The organism is Pseudomonas sp. TE36184, from assembly GCF_054060055.1.
Map to the genome: position 1 here is coordinate 249308 of NZ_JBSSCU010000001.1, position 18532 is coordinate 267839.

Genomic DNA, 18532 nt, shown 5'->3' on the forward strand with positions numbered 1-18532 from the left:
CCTAACACGCACCTTTCAGCCAGGTGAAGGAAGATTTAGGTATGGGCTGAAGATCGTTTCATGTGTATTCATTTGTTCTACAAAGGGCGGCTCTCCAAGCTTGTGACCCATCGGATGCGATGCGTCTTTTAACTGAAATTCTTTGGAGTTCTGCCATGTCACTCAAACCGTTATTGCTGATTCCCGCCTTGAGCGCTGTGTTGTTACTGTCGGCCTGCGCCGGCCCGATGCCCAAAGCCGACCCCAGCGAAGCCTGGATCGGATTGAAAGAAGAAGCGCCGAATGACCTGATGGCCGAGCGCGTCGACGGCAAACGCGTGGATGACGGGCGCTTTTTCGAAGTGCCGCCGGGAGCCCATCGTTTGGATGTGACGTTGTTCGAGGAAGAGCCGGGCGACGATAACCAGCAGGACTGCCAGGGTCGCGTGGAGTACGAGAACTTCAAGGCGGGTGAACACTACACCCTGATCGAATCCAGCCTGGGCACCACCGTGCGCGCATCGCTCCTGGATGGTCACGGTAAGGAAGTCGCGGCAACGCAGGACTTCAATTGCATGCCTGGCTAGGCGTGATGCACCGCCGTCTTGTGCGGCTTGGCGGATGCAGCCGGTTTGACGTGGGGGTGATGGTGCCGACGGGTAATGCGCAACACCCCCCACAACATGGCGGCGGCCACTGCGAGCCAACCGCAGATCAACAGGAAAATCGTCGTTGCAAGGCTCATTCTGGCCTCCTTTCGCCCAGCAGGGCGCACACACAGTCTTCTCAATGGACAGTCTAGTCAGACGACGGTTGCCTGCTATTGACCAATGGTCGTGTCGATCCAACTTCTTTGCTCTATCCCGGGCGTTTTACTGCGGTTCAAGGCTATACCCGAGCGGAAGAGCGTCCTATGATCAGGGCCCTTACCGGCAGTTGATCAAGAGGGTAGAAAATTGCGGTTACGGTCCAACGTTACAACGTCCTTGCTGCTGGCCTGCACCCTGGGGCTCGCGGCCTGTTCCGGGCAGCCGTCGAAACTGCCGGGCCTGCCGGAGCGTGTCGAGCTCAATGGCGTGCCGACGTTTCGCAGCGACGCTTATCAAAGCGGTCCCACGGCGTTAGCCAGCATGCTGTCGCAACAAGGCATTGTCATGACACCGGGCTTGCTGGATAAGCCGCTGCACTTGCCGGGCGACGAAGCGAACCTGGAGCGCAACATGCAGGTGCTGGCCCGTGAATACGGGTTGATGGTGTATCCGCTCGACGCCAAGCTCACCTCGGTGCTGGCGCAGGTGAGCGCGGGTTACCCGGTGATGGCGCGGATCGGCGGCGGCCTGTTGTCCAGCACGCACTACGTGGTCGTGGTGGGTTTCAACCAGCAGAAAAGCACGGTGCTGCTGCGCTCAGGCATGGATCGGCGGCTGTTGATGAGCTTCAGTGACTTTGAGTCGAAGTGGAGCAGCGCCGGTCACTGGGCAATCCTCACCCAGCGCCCGAGCCAGTTGCCGGCCAATGTGGATACGCAGCGCTGGCGCGAAGCGGCCAATGCTACCGCCCAGGCCGGGCAAGAGCAGGCTGCGGCGCAGGCACTCAAGGTATTGGCCGAAAGAAAGTAAGACACACCGCGCCCGCCACGTTGGGGCGCGGTGTGTTTTCGCGCTACACCACAGCGCCGAACAACGCCCCGACGCTGGCCGTAATGCCCATGGCCAGCACGCCCCACAGGGTTACGCGCCAGGCGCCGACGAAGACTTTCGCCCCGCCGGCCCTGGCCGCCACGGCGCCAAGGCTGGCAAGAAACAGCAGGGACATGCCGCAGATCCACGGCACCACGCTGTGCTCTGGCGCGATGAGCGTCACCGCCAGCGGCAACGCGGCACCGACCACGAAACTCGCCGCCGAGGCCAGCGCCGCTTGCAGCGGTTTGGCGGTGAGGGCTTCGCTGATGCCCAGCTCGTCCCGCGCGTGAGCTCCCAAGGCGTCGTGCGCCATCAATTGGTCGGCGACCTGATGAGCCAATTCGGGTGATACGCCACGCTGCATATAGATGTTGGCAAGTTCGCGGTGTTCGGCTTTCGGGTTACTCGCCAGTTCCGCTCGCTCTCGGGCCAGATCGGCGTGCTCGGTATCGGCCTGGGAATGCACCGAAACGTATTCGCCGGCCGCCATCGACATCGCCCCCGCCACCAGCCCGGCCATGCCGGTGACGATCAGCGAGGCGTGGCTGGCGTTGGCGGCGGCGACACCGATCAACAGGCTGGCGGTGGAGACGATGCCGTCATTGGCGCCCAGTACCGCGGCGCGCAGCCAGCCGATACGGTCACTGCGGTGGGATTCGGTGTGCCGGTGCATGAATTTCATCGGTGTGCGGGACTCACGTTCGTGGACGGGGTTGGGGCGGACGGCTTTCAATCTGCGCCTGCAGAATACCGCCGACAATCGATATTTCTTTGAGTTGTTCACCCTCGCGCAGCACGAACAACGCGTCCATCCCGCGTGCCTGCGCCAGGCGTGGGCCTTCGATTTCGCCCAGCACCATCAACGCCGTGGCCCAGGCATCGGCGAGCATGCACGAGGCGGCCACCACCGTGACGGCGGCGACGGTATTGCACAGCGGGGCGCCGGTGGCCGGGTTCATGGTGTGAGCATAGTGTCGGTCTTTCACGTCAATCCAGTGTCGGTAGTCGCCGGAGGTGGCGATGGCGGCGTCGCTGAGTTCCATGACCCCCATCACTTCACGCTGGCCACGGCTTGGTTTTTCAATGGCCACGACCCACGGTTGAGCATCCGGCTTGACGCCGCGGGCACGCATTTCGCCATCGATGCCGACCAGGTAGCGGGTCAGCCCGAAGCCGTCCAGGCAGCGCGCCAGTTCGTCGACGCCAAAGCCTTTGGCGATCCCGTTGAGGTTGAGGTGCAGCGGCGCGCGTTTGCGCACTTGGTGGCGTTGCGTGTCCACCGTCAACGCCGCAGTGGCCGACAGACCGCTGCGTGACGGCAGGGCGTCGATGGTCTGTTCTGTGACTGAGGGTGCGCCGGGACCGAAGCCCCAGGCGTCCACCAGATCACCGACGGCGATGTCGAAAGCCCCGCCGGATTGCTGACTGACCCGCAACGCGGCGGCCAACACCGTGGCCAGTTCCTGGGGCACCGGCAACCATGTTTGCTCGGGGCCGGCGTTGAGGCGGTTGAGGTCGGAATCGGCCTTCCAGGTGGACATCTGCTGGTCCACCCGGCCCACGGCCTGGGCCAGGCCGCGGTTGATCGCGTCGGTGTCGACGCCGGCCTCGGCATAGAACACGGCGGTATAGCGCGTGCCCATGGTCTCGCCGTTCAGGCTGTAGCGTTGGGGCTCAGTAGACATCTTCACGGTAGCGTCCTTGTGCTTTCAGGGCCAGCACACTCAGGTGGAGCGGGGCCAACACGTTATCCAGCGCTTGCATCACGCCTTTGGCCATCTCGCGGCTGCCGCACACCAGCACTTGGGCGCCGTTTTCGATCAGGACGCGCAACGCCAGGGCATCGCCGAGCAACCGGTCTTGCACATAGCTGTGCTCCTGAACCTGGGAGAACGCCGCGCGCAATGCGGTCAGGCGGCGGTCGGCCAGGTAACGCTTGAGCTCCGGTTCATAGAGAAAATCCGAAGCCGGGTTGCGTCCGCCCCAATACAGGTGCATCGGGTGTTTGGCGGTGTTATGACGAATAAAACCGGCCAGGGGCCCGATACCGGTGCCGGCACCGATCAGAATCACCGGGTGCGCGCCCGACGCCGGACGAAATTGCGGATTGGGCTGGATGAACGCTTCGACCGACCCGCCGATCTTCAGCTCATGCAGGAACCCCGAGCATAGGCCACCTTCGTGTTTGCGCACGCAGATTTCCAGCGTGCCGTCTTCAGAGGAACTGGCCAGCGAGTAAAAGCGCGGCACCGGGTTGTCCGGCGGCAAAATACCGACCAGATCGCCGGCCTGGAAGCTCGGTAGCGCGCCCGCGGCCTTGAAACGCAGGACGTGGGTCGGTGCGTTCACGGCTTCGCCATAGACGATGCGCTCGGTCAATTCCAGACGACGGCTGCGCGGGCGCTGCGCCGTGTGGATCAGCGGCAGCTCGTGGCCCAGTGGCGCCGCCAACGCATCGCCCCAGCGCGCAAATTCCTGCGAGGATTGACGGTTCACGGTTTCCAGCCCCAGCAATGGCGTGCCGCCGGCTTGTACCATCGCGTCCTGCACCTGATGGGCGTACTGACAGAATCGCGGAAACTGCCGGTCGCCAAACCCGAGTACCGCAAAGGGCAGGCCGGGTTTGAGGCCCACTTGCTGCAGCCGTGCCAGGAACTGCGCGGCCGACGCCGGTGCATCGCCGTCGCCGTGGGTGGCGGTGAGGATGAACAGGCGCTGGGCAGCGCGGTACTCGCCCTTCCAATCGTTCATCGCGGCGCTGTGAACCCGGTGCCCGGCCTGGTGCAACGCCGCGTGCAAGGTATTGGCAAAACCCCAGGTGCTGTTGGTTTCACTGCCCACCAGAATCACGCTGTCGGCGGCGTGGGCCGGGCTGTTATGGCGAATCTTCGGCGCGGCCTTGCGGCGGCGCCACCACAGCAGGATGCCGGTCACGCTCATCAACGGCACGCTGAGGGCGCTAACCCCGAGGATCAAGCCCAGCCACCAGAGGCCTTCGCCGGTGTGCAATTGATAGATCAGTTGATACAGGTTGTGCATTGAATCGTGGGCCTGATACGACAACAGCGTGCCGCTGACCGGGTCCACGTAGCCGTCACCCTGGGCGGTGCGCAGGGAAAACACGTCCTCGGGGTTACCGGGGCTCGGGTAAACCAGTTCGCGCAGGTCGTTCAGATCGATGGCCTGCAAGGCTTGCAGGTTGGCCACCGGCTGCGCCGCGCCGACGCTGATATGCGCGGGGAAGGCCGGCTCAGCCTGACTGCCGTCGGCGATCAAACCGAAGGTCGTGGCGCACATGTACAGCCCAGTCAAGGCCGACAGCAGCAGCCCGAGCACGGCCAGGCGCCCGACTTCGGCGTGCCAGCGCTGGCTGAACGAGCCGCGCAGCGGCCGCAACAGGTTGCGCAGGCCACCCAGGCGGCGCGCCAGCAACAGCGCGCCGGACACGCAAAGCATCAACATGAAGAGTGCGCCGACGCCCGCGATCCCATGCCCGGTGGTACCCATGAACAGCGAGCGGTGCAGGTCTTTTACCCAGCGCGAAACAACGGACGGCTCATAGGGCCCGAGGCCCTGGCCGGTCAGTGGATCGACGGTTTGCGCACCCGCCTGGCCGTCCTGGTTGTAGTAGATGATCACTGTTCCGGAGGCGCTGCGCTGGATCTGCTCCACCCCCGGAAAGTGGTTGGCGATGCGTCCCGCCAACTGGCCGACATTGAGCTGCCCGGCCGCGGTTGACGTGCCGTGCAGGCGTTCCAAAGCCGGATTGACGGACAGCACTGCGCCGCTGATGGCCAATATCATGACCAACAGGGCGGCGATCAGACCGGGCAGTGAATGGAACTGGCGAAGCATGTTCAGCCTCCAGAAGTCGCAGGTGTTACAGGTCGTAGGTAAAGGACTCGACATAAGTGCTGCCGCTGACCGGCTTGCCCGACCCGGCCGATGTCAGCGGGACACTGACGTCGGCGCGGCTGTCGCGCTTGTCTTCCACGGCGCTGTCGATACGGATCTGATACCCGGCGTCGATCAAGGTGTCGGCCAGTTCCACGCTGACGGTGAGGCTGCGGCCGCTGCCGACACTGGCGCCGCTGAGGCCGTCAAACTCGCTCGGCTTCATGGCGCTGCCACGCGCCCAGTCGCTCAGGTGCCGGTAGTACTTGGCCTTTTTGCCGGCGACCCAGAGGGTTTTCTGGTACTGGCCGTTGGCGTCGGTGACATAGATCGCCAGGTACGCGCCGTTGCCGCTGTAGTCCTTGAGTTGGGTGGTCAGGGTCACTTCGCGGGCCTGGGCCAGACCCGGCAGGGCAATGGCGCCGGCGAGGCAGGTTGCAGCAATGATCTTTTTCATGATGATGTCCTGGTTGAACGTTGTGGCGAGAGCCTGGACCTGCTGGCTGACAGCAACCTGAAAGCCGTGGAAAAACCGCTGATCATTCCGATCCAGGGCGGTTGAGGTAATCCCGGGCGTCGCCGTTGGCGCCGAAATGGATTTCCAGTTTGCGCAGACGAAGCGAGGCGGGTGCGTAGCTGGCTTCGATCGCATTGCCTTTGCGGTCGGTGCCCCTGAGTTCATAGCAGCCGTCGTCGACCTTGATGCGTTGCACGCTCCAGCCGTATTGCTGTTCCACTTGCTGGCGCAGGGTTTCGCGTGGTTGCCAGTCGCTGACCGGCTCGCTGCAGTCGTCGTCGGCCAAGGCGTTTGCGCCGAGCAGGACGCCCAGCAGTGCGGTGCTGACAATAAAAGCTGATTTCATGATCTGTCTCCGGCCGGATTGGCATTTGCGGCTTACCCTAAAGGGCATTCCTGACAACCAGCTGAATCTTCAGATTCACGTCAGGTAAGCTCGGTAAGGTGCGGCACGACAACCACCACAGGAGGTGCCAGATGCGGGTTTTATTGGTCGAGGATGCACCCGGGCTGGGCGAGGCGGTGCGCGAACAGATTGCCGACGACGGCCATGCGGTCGATTGGGTGCAGCGCCTGGAGCATGCGAACAACAGCGTGCGCAGCACGCCGTATGACCTGATCCTGCTGGACCTGATGCTGCCCGACGGTCGCGGGCTGGACTTTCTGCGCCAGCAGCGTTCGGCCGGCAATGTGACCCCGGTGATCATCCTCACCGCCCAGGACCAGATATCCGATCGTATCGCCGGCCTCAACGCCGGGGCCGACGATTACCTGGTCAAACCGTTCGACCTGTTCGAGCTGTCGGCCCGGGTGGCCGCCGTGGCCCGCCGTTACAGCGGCAACCCCAACCCGCAGATCAAACTCGGTGAGTTGCAGATCGATATGAACGCGCGCACCGTGCAGCGTGCCGGCGTCACCGTCGACCTGACGGCGCGCGAATGGGCGCTGTTCGAGGCGTTCGTGCAGCGCCCCACGGCGCTGTTGTCGAAGTCGCAGCTCGAAGAGCGCCTGTACGCCTTCGGTGCGGAAATCGAGAGCAACACCATCGAGGTCTATATCAGCCGCCTGCGCAAAAAACTCGGGCGCGACCTGCTGGAAACCGTGCGTGGCATGGGTTATCGGTTGATGGCCGGATGAAGTCGCCGATCAGCCTGCAAAAACGCCTCGGCCTCGGGTTGACCCTGGGCATGACCTTGCTCTGGCTGGGGGCGACCGTCGGCGCCTGGCTGGTGGTGCAACACGAATTGAACGAGGCGTTCGACAGCGCCCTGGAAGAGACCGCGCAACGCATCCTGCCCCTGGCCGTGCTGGAAATCAGCAACCGCGAAGAACCGCGCACCGCCCAGCACGTCGCCACCCTGAAGATGCACAAGGAATACCTGACGTACCTGGTGCGCGATGCCCAGGGCCAGATTCTGATGCAGTCCCATGACGCCAACCCGAAGATCTTCAGCGAACACCCGAGCGAAGGGTTTTCCACCACCCGAAAATACCGGCTGTACGGCGCGAGTGCGCTGCGCGATACGCTGTTCATTGAGATCGCCGAGCCGCTGGGGCATCGCCGTGAGGCGGCGCGGGAAGCCTTGTTGGCCCTGTTGATGCCGTTATTGGCGCTGATCCCCATCAGCCTGTTGGGCACATGGTTGTTTGTGCGCTTCAGCCTGCGCAGCGTATTGGCTTATCGCCGTGCCGTGGAAGCGCGTGGTGTGGGGGATTTGTCGCCGATCAGCGTGGCCCGGCTGCCGGCTGAAATCGACCCGTTGGCCGACGCGGTCAACCACCTGCTGGAGCGCTTGCGCAAGGCCTTGGAGGCCGAGCGCAGCTTCACCGCCAACAGCGCCCACGAGTTGCGCACGCCATTGGCGGCGACGCTGGCGCAGATCCAGCGTTTGCGCCAGGAAGCGCCGGAAGGCCCGTTGCGCGTGCGTGCGGCGAAGATCGAACACGCCTTGCGCGAACTGGCGCGGCTTTCGGAAAAACTCATGCAACTGGCCAAGGCCGAGGGCGGCGGGCTGTTGTCCGAGGCGCCCCAGGACCTGATTCCCTTACTGGCCCATGGGGTCGATGAGTGGAACCGCAGCAGCGGGCAGCGCATCCGCTTGCAACTGCCGAGCGAGGGCAGCGTGTATTGCGCGATCGACCCGGACGCGTTCGGCATCCTGCTGCGCAACTTGATCGAGAATGCGTTGAAGTACGGCGCGGCGGATCAACCGGTCGACGTCAGCCTCACGGACGATGCGTTGCTGCGGGTGGTCAACGGCGGACCGGCCGTGCCGGCGCCGGTGTTGCAGCGCCTGACCGAACGCTTCGTGCGCGGCAGCAGCGAAGCCAGCGGCAGCGGATTGGGCCTGGCGATTGCCAAGACCATCGTCCATGGGGTCAAGGCGCACATGACCCTGGCGTCGCCGGCCACAGGCCGGGACGACGGGTTTGAAGTGAACGTTCAGTTTTTGCGCTTGCCGGCCTGAACGTTCATCGCGCCCCGGCGGCGCTGCCGATCAGAAGTCGACGGTGACGCCTGTGTACAGCGCGCGCCCGTCGCCGGGTGAGTGCAGCGAGGCCTGGGCGCCGTCCGGGTCATACCAGACGTATTCGTAGTAGCGGTTGGTGAGGTTTTTCAACTGCAGGTCGACACTGACCGATTCGGTCACCTGGTAAGTCGCGCCGAGGTTCATCAAGACGTAGCCGCCGTAAGTGCCCTTGGTGTTCTCGCGTTCCAGGTAGTAATTCGTCTGGCCGTTCATCCACGCCGTCAACTGCAGCGCCCGCGTGGCCTTGTAGCTGACGCCGGCGTTGTACAGGTGATGCGGGATGTGGTCGATTTCCTGGCCTTTGCTGTTGGGCAAGGTCGCGCTGGGCTGGAGGATTTTCGAGTACTGCCAGGAGTAGGCCATCCAGATTTCGGTGCGTTCGTCCGGGTGCAGATTGACTTGCGCGTCGTAACCCCAGCGCCGGGTTTCGCCGACGTTGTCCGACTCGCCGCTCGGGTCGTTGAGGCGGCGACTGACTTCACCGCTGGCCTCTTGCTGCCAATAGGCGATGCGGCCGTCGATCCAGTCCGCCGGGGTGAACTTGACCCCGGTTTCCCAGCCGTCGTTGATCGACGGCGCCAGGTTGGTATCCCGCGGTGGAATCTTATAGGCCGCCGCGCCGGTGCCGACCTGGAAGGTCCGCCCCCAGTTGGCATAGACGCTGGCCACGTCCCACGGTGAATACACCACGCTGAGCTTGGGTTGTTTGATCAGCCCATAGTCGTTGATGTCGTAGTCCATGCCGGTCATTTCGTTGGTGAAGTCGCCCTGGATCTTATCGACGCGATACGCCGGGACGATTTTCAGCGACTCGAACGGCTTGATCTCGGCCTGGACATAGGCGCCGTAGGTGTCGAAGTCGAATCGCTGGTCGCGGGTTTGGGCCAGGCGCAGGCGGTCCTTGGTGCGGTAGCGCTCGCTCTTGTTCTGCTGCTGCTGCATGTCCGCGCCGCCTTCCAGGGCGAAGTCGTACAGCCAGCTGACTTGCGGGCGCCAGGTCAGGGAGGTGAGGGCGCCGTACTGGGTTTCGTAGGCGTCGCGCTCCTGCTGGGCGCTGGTGCGCCAGTATTGCGTCCAGCGCCGGTCGTCGAAGGTGTTGACGTAGGTTTTTGCCGACCAGGCCAGCGTTTCGGCCAGGTCGGTGTCGAAGTGCAGGCTGACCTGGTTCATCCGCCGCGTGCCTTTGTCGGTGGCGTTGTAGCTGTTGGTCATGGTCGGGTGCTGGTGGGCGTCCTCTTCGCTCAAGTAGCCGGGTTCCTGCGCCTCGGTTTCGTAGTGACGGGCGATCAGGCCGATGCGGTAGCTGTTGTCGTCCGGGGTGTAGAACCATTTGCCGGACATGGAAAACCTGTCCGCCTCGGCGTGATCGCGGTAACCGTCGGATTTCTGGTAGGCGAAGAAGTAGTTCTGCGTCCAGTTGCTGCCTTCGATGCCTTTGGCCAGCTGGGTTTCCTGGGTGTTGTAACTGCCGTAGCGCACCCGCGCCTTGGTGTAGTCGCCGCCGGTGCGGGTCAGCATATTGACGTTGCCGGCGATGTTGTTCAGGCCGTAGCGCGCATCGCTGGTGCCGCGCACCACTTCGATGCTGTCCAGCTCCATGGGGAAAATCATGTCCATGAACGGCATGTTGCCGTCGTTGCTGTTGCTCGGGATGCCGTCGATCAGCAACTTCACTGCGTTGACTTCGCCTTCGCCGTTGAAGCCGCGAAAGGAAATCTTGCCGGAAGTGGTGCCTTGGTTGAACTCGGTGAGGATCACCCCTGGCGCGCGACTGAACAGTTCCCAGCTGTAGTTGACCGGCATTTTTTCGAGGATGTCGGCGCCGAGAATGTCCACCGAGCTGAGCACGCTGCTGGTGCTCAGCGGGCCGCTGCTGGCGCTGGCGCCCTGGACCGTGACGGTGCCGAGGGTGAGGGTGGAGTCTTCGGTTTTACCGGTTTCGGCCAGTGCCGAGGACAGCGGGTTGAGGGCGAGCAGGCCGATGGACAGCAAGGGCCATAGCGGGCGGGACACAGAGACACGCTTTGCGCGAGGCAAAGTCATTCGAGCAGGCATAACGCACCATTCCTGATGATCAAGACACTTCGAGGACGCCCAGGCGGGCGGCTGACAAGCAGATCGCGCCGCCTATGGGGCGGCGCGGGTGTCGATCAAACGGTAGGGGAGGCGCGCGGGCTCAGGCTCGGCCAGCGGATTCTGGGGTGCAGCGTCGGCAACTCGGGGTTGTCGAGGGTGGTGTCGGGGGCGTATCGCGGTAGGAAATGCCTGTAGTAGTCGGATGGCAGCGCCGCCAGTCCGGCATGACCGCAGCAGCAATCGCTGTGTTTCATGGCGGTTTGCGACGGCGCCGACTGGAGCGGGTCGATCAGCTTGCTCAAGTTGGGAGGCAGCGCTTGCGAGGCGCCCCCCGAGCAGAATCCGCCCCACATCAACAGTCCCATGTCCGGCGTCTGCATGGCGCGGCTGAGCGGCATGGCCAGCATGTTCAGCACGATGGCCAGGCAGGCTAGCCAGGGACTGATGCGTTTGAGACGAGCCATGAACGAAGTCGACTGAAAGGGGTGAACATTTAGCGGCAGTTCAGGCGCAAAGTAAAAGCCTGTCTGTGCGCTATTTTGCCGCAGATCGTGGGCGTGATCCGCAACTCCGGTTAGCGATGCAACGGCCTGTTTTTGCGTGGCTTATGCCGAAAAAAATGCCCCGAGCATGTCGGGGCATTGGTCAGGCGGGCGTTTTGGGGGGCGCCGTTCAGCGACGAACCTCTGTCGCGTTCGGGCGGTTCTTCAGGTTCTTGTCGGCCTTGTAGCGCAACGCAACGTCCGGCACCGAACCGCTCTTGCCGGTCTCGACCCAGTTGCGGATACGGCTGGCGTCGGCGAAGTGGGTGAACTTGCCGAAGGCGTCGAGGATCACCAGCGACACCGGGCGGTTACCCATGCTGGTCACCAGCACCAGGCAGTGGCCGGCCTGGTTGGTGAAGCCGGTCTTGGTCAGCTTGATGTCCCAGTTGGCGCGGTTGATCAGGTGGTCGGTGTTGGAGAAACCCAAGGTGTAGTTGGGCTTGCGGAACGCCACGGTTTTTTCCTTGGTGGTGCTCAATTGGCTCAGCATCGGGAATTTGCGCGCGTAGGCCAGCAGCTTGCTCAGGTCCCTGGCGGTCGACACGTTATGGATGGACAGGCCGGTAGGCTCGACGTAATGGGTGCTGGTCATGCCCAGCGCCTTGGCCTTGGCGTTCATCGCCGCAATGAAGGCTGCGTAACCGCCCGGGTAGTGGTGAGCCAGGCTCGCGGCGGCGCGGTTTTCCGAGGACATCAGGGCGATCAGCAACATCTCTTTGCGCGGCATCTGGCTGCCGATTTTCACGCGGGAGAACACGCCTTTCATTTCCGGCGTGTCGGTGATGTTGATGTCGATGTATTCGTCCATGTTCTGCTTGGCTTCCAGCACGATCAGGCCGGTCATGAGCTTGCTTACGGAAGCGATCGGCACCACCACGTCCGGGTTGCTGGAATAGATGACTTTGTTGGTTTGCAGATCGACCAGCATGGCGCTGCCGGAAGCGATTTGCAGTTTTGAGGTGTCACGCGGGGCCAGGGTGGTTTCGGCGGCGTGCGCAAAGGTGCCGGTGAAAGCAAATAAAAGGCTGACGAGAGAGAGACGAATTTTCACGCGGATGAACTCGCTAAAAAAAGTAAGAAATACCGTTCTGCAACGGGCTTTATGAAAAATGACGTTACATTTTAGGAGTATGGATCAGAAAACGATAGAGAGCCTTTAAATAAAGGCTGTAAGGCGATGATTGGTTAGGCTTGTAGCCCATCGCGGGCAAAAAAAGGCCCGCTATGAGGGCGGGTCTAATGGGGATTTTCAAAGGAGTAGAGGTAGGTTGCGCCCGATCCTGTCGATGGCGGGTGAAAAGGATGTCGAAGAAACGCGAAACCGGGTGCTGCGCCTGGGTGAACGAGCCGGATGTTCGGGTGCATGTTCTATTGGGCAAGCCCGTCAGCGTCGGCAGTTCAAGGCGGCTACCTGCATTTTGCCAGCGTCCCCCACATTGACGATGCTCAGGCTGTCAGCGCCAGCCTCGGCGGCTTTATTGAATGCGGTGTTCAGCGCGTCGCCGTTGGATGAGCCCTGCACCGTGAAGGCTTTGACGACGTGGCAAGCGTGGGCGGATGAGGCCGTGACGAGGTTGACCTGTTTGCCCGCTTCAGTCAGTTGGGTGGTGCAAGCGGGGATCAATACCGCGATGAGGATCAGCAGAGGGACGGCATGTAGGTTGCGCATGGCTAAAGCACTCCTGGGGTTCCTGCGGCATCTGGCGGGCGCCGAACATGTCAGCCGCGGATGCACGATAGCAGAGCGTGAGGTTCATCAGAAACCAAAAGCCCTGCGACAAGGCAGGGCTCTTTTCAGCGCGGCTGTCGATCAGCCGTGCAGGGTTTCCGCTGCATACAGCGTGTTTTCCAGCAGGCACGCACGGGTCATCGGGCCAACGCCACCCGGTACCGGGGTGATCCAGCCGGCACGGGGCAGGGCGGTTTCGTACACCACGTCGCCGACCAGCTTGCCGTCTGCCTGACGGTTGATGCCGACGTCGATGACGATCGCGCCTTCCTTGATCCACTCACCTTTGACCAGGCCCGGCTTGCCGGCAGCCACTACCACCAGGTCGGCGCGGCCGACGTGACCGGCGAGGTCCTTGGTGAAGCGGTGGGTCACGGTCACGGTGCAGCCGGCGAGCAGCAGTTCCATGGCCATCGGGCGCCCGACGATATTGGAGGCGCCGACGATCACGGCGTCGAGGCCGTAAAGGTTGACGCCGGTGCTTTCGAGCAGGGTCATGATGCCTTTCGGCGTGCATGGGCGCAGCAGCGGGATGCGCTGGGCCAGGCGGCCGACGTTATACGGGTGGAAACCGTCGACGTCTTTGTCCGGGCGGATGCGTTCGAGCAACTGGGAGGCGTCCAGGTGCGCGGGCAATGGCAGTTGCACCAGGATACCGTCGATGTTCGGGTCATCGTTGAGGCCGTCGATCAGGTCGGTAAGGGCCTGCTGGGTGGTCTCGGAAGGCAGGTCGTAGGCCTTGGAAATAAAGCCGACCTCTTCACAGTCTTTACGCTTGTGCGAGACATAAACCTGAGACGCAGGATCGCTGCCGACCAGGATCACCGCGAGGCCAGGCGTGCGCAAGCCTTGCTGGCTACGCTCGGTGACGCGTTTGGCGATCTGCTGGCGCAGGCTGGCGGCGATTGATTTGCCGTCGATAAGTTGTGCAGTCATTACGCGTGATTAACCATCGAGAGGGGGAAGAAAAGTGCGCGCATTCTCGCATGCCAAGACGTGGGGGCAAAGGCGCTTGGTCTGCAAATTGGCCTAACCCCTTAAATAAAATGAATTTTTTTCAAAAAAGATTTGACGGCTTTCCGGCGCGTCTATACTATTCGTCGCACTTGTCGGGCACAGCCTAGCACTGGTTAAGAAGGTCTAGCAGGATTGTTGTTCTGCAAGGCTGGAAGCACTTAGTTTGTAATCCTCCAAGAGTACAGATTAATCAGGCGCCCGTAGCTCAGCTGGATAGAGCATCCGCCTTCTAAGCGGATGGTCGCAGGTTCGAGTCCTGCCGGGTGCGCCATTAGGCAGCTTTGGCACAAGTAGCGTTAGATGGTGGGCGTAGCTCAGTTGGTAGAGCACGGGATTGTGACTCCCGTTGTCGAGGGTTCGATCCCCTTCGTCCACCCCATATTTTGAAAAGGCGCCAGATTAATCATCTGGCGCCTTTGCTTTAAGAGCTTCAAGCGCGGATGTGGTGGAATTGGTAGACACACTGGATTTAGGTTCCAGCGCCGCGAGGCGTAAGAGTTCGAGTCTCTTCATCCGCACCAATTAAAGCTTTGCCCGGCCGGAAGGCGGGGTCAGGCTCGACAAAGAAGTGGTTTGGTTTCTTTGTTAACGCAATATGGTGGGCGTAGCTCAGTTGGTAGAGCACGGGATTGTGACTCCCGTTGTCGAGGGTTCGATCCCCTTCGTCCACCCCATATTCGAAAGGCGCCAGATTTAACAGTCTGGCGCCTTTTTTGTTTTAGTGGTTCGAGTATTCCGCGGCTGCAGGTTCTGGGTCGCAAGGCAGGGCGTTTCGTCGTATTTATGTGTCTCGATGATGCCGCGCTGCCTGCCGGTCCTGTTCGCAGGGGCGGCCGTCAGGGAGATGATTGGCGACTTCTTCTATATATAGAAGGGTCGGCGCAGAGCCCTGGCGCGATTGGCTGTATTTGTCACCGGGGCGAGGCGCAACAGTGTCTTCGTACCGATAAATTGCCTGCTGTTTTTTTACCCGTTTCCAGTAGGGTGACTTCTTGAGTTTGACCCACTAGAATGCATGCCCTTGATTCTGGGGTCGGAAACGGCCGGCTAACGTCTGTGCAACGAGGAATATCCATGCAAGTTTCTGTTGAAAATACTACTGCTCTCGAGCGCCGCCTGAGCATCACCGTGCCGGCAGAGCGCATCGAGACTGCGGTCAACAAGCGTCTGCAGCAGACTGCCCAAAAGGCCAAGATCGCTGGCTTCCGTCCAGGCAAAGTGCCAATGAGCGAAATCAAGCGCCGTTTTGGTGCTGATGCGCGTCAGGAAGCGGTAGGCGACGTGATCCAGGCGTCGTTCTACGAAGCGGTTGTCGAGCAAAAGCTGAACCCGGCTGGTTCGCCTTCGATCGAGCCTAAGTCCCTGGAAGCGGGCAAGGACCTGGAATACGTTGCTGTATTCGAAGTGTTCCCAGAGTTCGAAGTTGCCGGCTTCGACGGTATCGCGATCGAGCGCCTGAGCGCCGAAGTGGCTGATGCCGACCTGGACAACATGCTGGAAATCCTGCGCAAGCAGAACACCCGTTTCGAAGTGGCCGAACGTGCTGCCCAGAACGAAGACCAGCTGAACATCGATTTCGTGGGCAAGGTTGACGGCGAAGCATTCGCTGGCGGCTCCGCCAAGGGTACTCAGCTGGTGCTGGGTTCCAACCGCATGATCCCGGGTTTCGAAGACGGCCTGGTTGGCGCAAAAGCCGGCGAAGAACGCGTTCTGAACCTGACTTTCCCGGCTGACTACCAGAACCTGGACCTGGCCGGCAAAGCCGCCGAGTTCACCGTGACGGTCAACAGCGTGTCCGAGCCTAAGCTGCCAGAGCTGAACGAAGAGTTCTTCGCTCAATTCGGCATCAAGGAAACCGGCATCGACGGCTTCCGCACCGAAGTTCGCAAGAACATGCAGCGCGAGCTGCGTCAGGCCATCAAGTCCAAGGTCAAGAACCAGGTCATGGACGGTCTGCTGACCGCCAACCCGATCGAAGTGCCTAAGGCTTTGCTGTCCAACGAAGTGGATCGCCTGCGCGTACAAGCCGTTCAGCAGTTTGGTGGCAACATCAAACCTGACCAACTGCCGGCCGAGCTGTTCGAAGAGCAAGCCAAGCGCCGCGTCGTGCTGGGCCTGATCGTGGCTGAAGTGGTCAAGCAGTTCGACCTCAAGCCTGACGAAGACCGCGTTCGTGAAATGATCCAGGAAATGGCTTCGGCCTACCAGGAGCCTGAGCAGGTTGTGGCTTGGTACTACAAGAACGACCAGCAGCTGAACGAAGTACGTTCGGTTGTGCTGGAAGAACAAGTTGTGGATACTGTTCTGCAGAAGGCTAAGGTGACCGATAAAGCGGTCTCTTACGAAGAAGCAGTCAAGCCGGCGGAAGCAGCACAAGCCGACTGATTGTCCAACTCGTTTGAAATACAACCATAAGCCAGCCTCGCGCTGGCTTATGCGTTTTCAAGACATGACTATTTGGGAGTAACTGCAGAGCATGTTCCGTAATTCCTATATTCAGCAGAACTCTGATATCCAGGCCGCAGGCGGCCTGGTCCCGATGGTTGTCGAGCAGTCCGCTCGTGGCGAACGCGCCTACGACATCTACTCGCGCCTGCTCAAGGAGCGAGTGATCTTTTTGGTGGGGCCGGTAGAGGACTACATGGCCAACCTGATTTGTGCGCAACTGCTGTTCCTTGAAGCGGAAAACCCGGACAAGGACATCCATCTTTACATTAACTCGCCGGGCGGTTCGGTGACCGCGGGCATGTCGATCTACGACACCATGCAGTTCATCAAGCCAAACGTGTCGACCACCTGCATTGGCCAAGCCTGCAGCATGGGCGCTTTCCTGCTGACCGCAGGTGCCGAAGGCAAGCGTTACTGCCTGCCGAACTCGCGCGTGATGATTCACCAGCCACTGGGCGGTTTCCAGGGCCAGGCATCGGACATCGAAATCCATGCCAAGGAAATCCTCTTTATTCGTGAGCGTCTTAACACGCTGATGGCCAAGCACAGCGGGCACACCTTGGAAGAAATCGAGCGTGATACCAACCGTGACAATTTCATGAGCGCCGAAGCCGCGCGTGATTACGGGTTGATCGACGCAGTGATTGACAAGCGCCCCGCTTAATATAAGCAGCTCAAAATAGGCCAGGTCGGCAAGTCCGATCACCTGCGGGCTTGAAAAAGCCCGCATAAGCCTTCATCTTGTGTTGCAAGCCTATCGGATTTGGATCGAACGAATGACTGACACCCGCAACGGCGAGGACAACGGCAAGCTGCTCTATTGCTCCTTCTGTGGCAAAAGCCAGCATGAAGTACGCAAATTGATTGCCGGCCCCTCGGTCTTTATCTGCGACGAGTGCGTCGACCTGTGCAATGACATCATCCGTGAGGAGGTGCAGGAAGCCCAGGCCGAAAGCAGCGCGCATAAATTGCCTTCGCCTAAAGAAATCAGCGGCATCCTTGATCAGTACGTGATTGGTCAAGAGCGTGCAAAAAAGGTTCTGGCCGTAGCGGTGTACAACCACTACAAGCGTTTGAACCAGCGTGACAAGAAAAACGACGAAGTCGAGCTCGGCAAGAGCAACATCTTGCTGATCGGTCCTACAGGCTCGGGTAAAACCCTGCTTGCGGAAACCCTCGCTCGCCTGCTGAACGTTCCGTTCACCATCGCCGACGCCACCACCCTCACCGAGGCTGGCTACGTGGGTGAGGACGTCGAGAACATCATTCAGAAGTTGCTGCAGAAGTGCGACTACGACGTAGAGAAGGCCCAGATGGGTATCGTCTACATCGACGAAATCGATAAGATTTCGCGCAAGTCCGACAACCCGTCGATCACTCGGGATGTTTCCGGTGAAGGCGTGCAGCAAGCCTTGTTGAAACTGATCGAAGGCACGGTTGCTTCCGTACCGCCACAAGGCGGCCGCAAGCATCCACAGCAGGAATTCCTTCAGGTTGATACGCGCAATATCCTGTTCATCTGCGGCGGTGCGTTCTCCGGTCTGGAAAAGGTTATTCAAAACCGTTCCACCCGTGGCGGCATCGGCTTCAGTGCGGAAGTGCGCAGCAAGGAAGAAGGCAAGAAGGTGGGCGAGTCCCTGCGTGAAGTCGAACCTGACGATCTGGTCAAGTTTGGTCTGATCCCGGAATTCGTTGGTCGTCTGCCGGTCCTGGCGACATTGGACGAGCTGGATGAGGCTGCTCTGATTCAGATCCTCACCGAGCCGAAAAACGCCCTGACCAAACAATATGCCAAGCTGTTCGAAATGGAAGGCGTAGACCTCGAGTTCCGTACCGACGCACTCAAATCAGTGGCCAAGCGGGCACTGGAGCGCAAAACCGGTGCGCGTGGCCTGCGTTCGATCCTCGAAGGCGTATTGCTCGACACCATGTACGAAATCCCCTCGCAGTCCGAGGTGAGCAAAGTGGTGATCGACGAAAGCGTTATCGAAGGCAAGTCCAAGCCACTGTATATCTATGAAAACAGTGAGCCGGCTGCCAAGGCTGCGCCAGACGCGTAAGCGTCCGGCTGCTGCATAACAACAAGGGGCCTTTAGGGGCCCCTTTTGTTTTAA

At 61.0% G+C, this 18532-nt stretch carries 18 protein-coding genes and 4 tRNA genes; 11 read left to right on the forward strand and 11 right to left on the reverse strand.

The genetic code is table 11. From position 1 onward, the window contains the following. The first annotated feature begins 155 nt into the window (after nucleotides 1-155). Nucleotides 156-566 (forward strand): PA0061/PA0062 family lipoprotein, encoded by a 411-nt coding sequence (locus ACVWZP_RS01195; protein ID WP_057004473.1) that lies wholly within the window; start codon nucleotides 156-158, stop codon nucleotides 564-566. Here ACVWZP_RS01195 and ACVWZP_RS01200 read toward each other — a convergent pair. Continuing rightward, a complete protein-coding gene (locus ACVWZP_RS01200; RefSeq protein WP_017848226.1) occupies nucleotides 563-724 on the reverse strand; it encodes a hypothetical protein in 162 nt (53 codons plus the stop codon). The two genes, ACVWZP_RS01195 and ACVWZP_RS01200, sit on opposite strands and share 4 nt — an antisense overlap. Nucleotides 725-935: 211 nt before the next feature. On the opposite strand from ACVWZP_RS01200, the gene ACVWZP_RS01205 reads away from it, so the two are divergent. Beyond that, a complete protein-coding gene (locus ACVWZP_RS01205) occupies nucleotides 936-1598 on the forward strand; it encodes a C39 family peptidase (protein ID WP_046382837.1) in 663 nt (220 codons plus the stop codon). Nucleotides 1599-1641: 43 nt separating this feature from the next. Here the strand turns inward: ACVWZP_RS01205 and ACVWZP_RS01210 are convergent, their stop codons facing one another. The 5 genes from ACVWZP_RS01210 to ACVWZP_RS01230 form a co-directional block, all read right to left on the reverse strand. Further along, the gene (locus ACVWZP_RS01210; protein ID WP_046382838.1) at nucleotides 1642-2343 is read right to left on the reverse strand and encodes a VIT1/CCC1 transporter family protein; all 702 of its coding nucleotides are present in this window, start codon (nucleotides 2341-2343) and stop codon (nucleotides 1642-1644) included. A gap of 13 nt (nucleotides 2344-2356) precedes the next feature. Continuing rightward, nucleotides 2357-3346 (reverse strand): FAD:protein FMN transferase, encoded by a 990-nt coding sequence (locus ACVWZP_RS01215; protein WP_017848223.1) that lies wholly within the window; start codon nucleotides 3344-3346, stop codon nucleotides 2357-2359. Beyond that, entirely contained in the window at nucleotides 3336-5516 is a 2181-nt protein-coding gene (locus ACVWZP_RS01220) for a PepSY domain-containing protein (protein ID WP_457369300.1), read from the reverse strand. The genes ACVWZP_RS01215 and ACVWZP_RS01220 overlap by 11 nt, the downstream gene beginning before the upstream one ends. Before the next feature lie 25 nt (nucleotides 5517-5541). Then, entirely contained in the window at nucleotides 5542-6012 is a 471-nt protein-coding gene (locus ACVWZP_RS01225) for a DUF2271 domain-containing protein (protein ID WP_017848221.1), read from the reverse strand. 82 nt (nucleotides 6013-6094) lie between these two features. Continuing rightward, a complete protein-coding gene (locus ACVWZP_RS01230; protein ID WP_017848220.1) occupies nucleotides 6095-6418 on the reverse strand; it encodes a PepSY domain-containing protein in 324 nt (107 codons plus the stop codon). A gap of 131 nt (nucleotides 6419-6549) precedes the next feature. Between ACVWZP_RS01230 and ACVWZP_RS01235 the strand changes: the two genes are divergently transcribed. Together ACVWZP_RS01235 and ACVWZP_RS01240 are read left to right on the forward strand one after the other, a co-directional pair. Beyond that, nucleotides 6550-7209 (forward strand): response regulator transcription factor, encoded by a 660-nt coding sequence (locus ACVWZP_RS01235; RefSeq protein WP_046485615.1) that lies wholly within the window; start codon nucleotides 6550-6552, stop codon nucleotides 7207-7209. Then, nucleotides 7206-8540 carry a sensor histidine kinase gene (locus tag ACVWZP_RS01240; protein ID WP_046382841.1) on the forward strand — a complete coding sequence of 445 codons (1335 nt, stop codon included), beginning with the start codon at nucleotides 7206-7208 and terminating at the stop codon, nucleotides 8538-8540. The genes ACVWZP_RS01235 and ACVWZP_RS01240 overlap by 4 nt, the downstream gene beginning before the upstream one ends. A gap of 30 nt (nucleotides 8541-8570) precedes the next feature. On the opposite strand, the gene ACVWZP_RS01245 is transcribed toward ACVWZP_RS01240, so the two are convergent. The 5 genes from ACVWZP_RS01245 to folD form a co-directional block, all read right to left on the reverse strand. After that, nucleotides 8571-10658, reverse strand: coding sequence for a TonB-dependent receptor (locus tag ACVWZP_RS01245; protein ID WP_457369301.1), 2088 nt, complete (start codon nucleotides 10656-10658; stop codon nucleotides 8571-8573). A gap of 95 nt (nucleotides 10659-10753) precedes the next feature. Next, entirely contained in the window at nucleotides 10754-11143 is a 390-nt protein-coding gene (locus tag ACVWZP_RS01250; RefSeq protein ID WP_457369302.1) for a DUF2946 domain-containing protein, read from the reverse strand. A 208-nt stretch (nucleotides 11144-11351) separates the two neighbouring features. Further along, on the reverse strand, nucleotides 11352-12275 hold the full coding sequence (gene pbpG, locus ACVWZP_RS01255; protein ID WP_017848215.1) for a D-alanyl-D-alanine endopeptidase: 924 nt from the start codon (nucleotides 12273-12275) through the stop codon (nucleotides 11352-11354). A 333-nt stretch (nucleotides 12276-12608) separates the two neighbouring features. Beyond that, on the reverse strand, nucleotides 12609-12893 hold the full coding sequence (locus tag ACVWZP_RS01260; protein ID WP_201021198.1) for a hypothetical protein: 285 nt from the start codon (nucleotides 12891-12893) through the stop codon (nucleotides 12609-12611). A 141-nt stretch (nucleotides 12894-13034) separates the two neighbouring features. After that, entirely contained in the window at nucleotides 13035-13889 is an 855-nt protein-coding gene (gene folD / locus ACVWZP_RS01265) for a bifunctional methylenetetrahydrofolate dehydrogenase/methenyltetrahydrofolate cyclohydrolase FolD (RefSeq protein WP_017848149.1), read from the reverse strand. 275 nt (nucleotides 13890-14164) lie between these two features. On the opposite strand from folD, the gene ACVWZP_RS01270 reads away from it, so the two are divergent. The 7 genes from ACVWZP_RS01270 (at nucleotide 14165) to clpX (ending at nucleotide 18478) form a co-directional block, all read left to right on the forward strand. Then, nucleotides 14165-14241 (forward strand) — tRNA-Arg (locus tag ACVWZP_RS01270). A gap of 32 nt (nucleotides 14242-14273) precedes the next feature. Beyond that, a tRNA-His gene (locus ACVWZP_RS01275) sits at nucleotides 14274-14349 on the forward strand. A gap of 57 nt (nucleotides 14350-14406) precedes the next feature. Next, nucleotides 14407-14491 (forward strand) — tRNA-Leu (locus tag ACVWZP_RS01280). Nucleotides 14492-14568: 77 nt separating this feature from the next. After that, a tRNA-His gene (locus ACVWZP_RS01285) sits at nucleotides 14569-14644 on the forward strand. Nucleotides 14645-15044: 400 nt separating this feature from the next. Next, nucleotides 15045-16355 carry a trigger factor gene (gene tig / locus ACVWZP_RS01290; protein ID WP_046382846.1) on the forward strand — a complete coding sequence of 437 codons (1311 nt, stop codon included), beginning with the start codon at nucleotides 15045-15047 and terminating at the stop codon, nucleotides 16353-16355. 91 nt (nucleotides 16356-16446) lie between these two features. Beyond that, nucleotides 16447-17082: an ATP-dependent Clp endopeptidase proteolytic subunit ClpP gene (gene clpP, locus ACVWZP_RS01295; protein ID WP_017848147.1), complete on the forward strand. Its 636-nt coding sequence runs from the start codon at nucleotides 16447-16449 to the stop codon at nucleotides 17080-17082. 112 nt (nucleotides 17083-17194) lie between these two features. Beyond that, the gene (gene clpX / locus ACVWZP_RS01300; protein ID WP_017848146.1) at nucleotides 17195-18478 is read left to right on the forward strand and encodes an ATP-dependent Clp protease ATP-binding subunit ClpX; all 1284 of its coding nucleotides are present in this window, start codon (nucleotides 17195-17197) and stop codon (nucleotides 18476-18478) included. The last annotated feature ends 54 nt before the right edge of the window (nucleotides 18479-18532 follow it).

Excerpts from the sequence above, each read along its gene's own strand:
- ACVWZP_RS01200 (WP_017848226.1), bottom strand. The coding sequence starts at position 724 with ATGAGCCTTGCAACGACGATTTTCCTGTTGATCTGCGGTTGGCTCGCA.
- folD (WP_017848149.1), bottom strand. The coding sequence starts at position 13,889 with ATGACTGCACAACTTATCGACGGCAAATCAATCGCCGCCAGCCTGCGC.
- ACVWZP_RS01235 (WP_046485615.1), top strand. The coding sequence starts at position 6,550 with ATGCGGGTTTTATTGGTCGAGGATGCACCCGGGCTGGGCGAGGCGGTG.
- ACVWZP_RS01210 (WP_046382838.1), bottom strand. The coding sequence starts at position 2,343 with ATGAAATTCATGCACCGGCACACCGAATCCCACCGCAGTGACCGTATC.
- ACVWZP_RS01230 (WP_017848220.1), bottom strand. The coding sequence starts at position 6,418 with ATGAAATCAGCTTTTATTGTCAGCACCGCACTGCTGGGCGTCCTGCTC.
- ACVWZP_RS01195 (WP_057004473.1), top strand. The coding sequence starts at position 156 with ATGTCACTCAAACCGTTATTGCTGATTCCCGCCTTGAGCGCTGTGTTG.
- ACVWZP_RS01240 (WP_046382841.1), top strand. The coding sequence starts at position 7,206 with ATGAAGTCGCCGATCAGCCTGCAAAAACGCCTCGGCCTCGGGTTGACC.
- ACVWZP_RS01215 (WP_017848223.1), bottom strand. The coding sequence starts at position 3,346 with ATGTCTACTGAGCCCCAACGCTACAGCCTGAACGGCGAGACCATGGGC.
- ACVWZP_RS01220 (WP_457369300.1), bottom strand. The coding sequence starts at position 5,516 with ATGCTTCGCCAGTTCCATTCACTGCCCGGTCTGATCGCCGCCCTGTTG.
- clpP (WP_017848147.1), top strand. The coding sequence starts at position 16,447 with ATGTTCCGTAATTCCTATATTCAGCAGAACTCTGATATCCAGGCCGCA.
- ACVWZP_RS01250 (WP_457369302.1), bottom strand. The coding sequence starts at position 11,143 with ATGGCTCGTCTCAAACGCATCAGTCCCTGGCTAGCCTGCCTGGCCATC.
- tig (WP_046382846.1), top strand. The coding sequence starts at position 15,045 with ATGCAAGTTTCTGTTGAAAATACTACTGCTCTCGAGCGCCGCCTGAGC.
- ACVWZP_RS01245 (WP_457369301.1), bottom strand. The coding sequence starts at position 10,658 with ATGCCTGCTCGAATGACTTTGCCTCGCGCAAAGCGTGTCTCTGTGTCC.
- clpX (WP_017848146.1), top strand. The coding sequence starts at position 17,195 with ATGACTGACACCCGCAACGGCGAGGACAACGGCAAGCTGCTCTATTGC.
- ACVWZP_RS01260 (WP_201021198.1), bottom strand. The coding sequence starts at position 12,893 with ATGCGCAACCTACATGCCGTCCCTCTGCTGATCCTCATCGCGGTATTG.
- ACVWZP_RS01225 (WP_017848221.1), bottom strand. The coding sequence starts at position 6,012 with ATGAAAAAGATCATTGCTGCAACCTGCCTCGCCGGCGCCATTGCCCTG.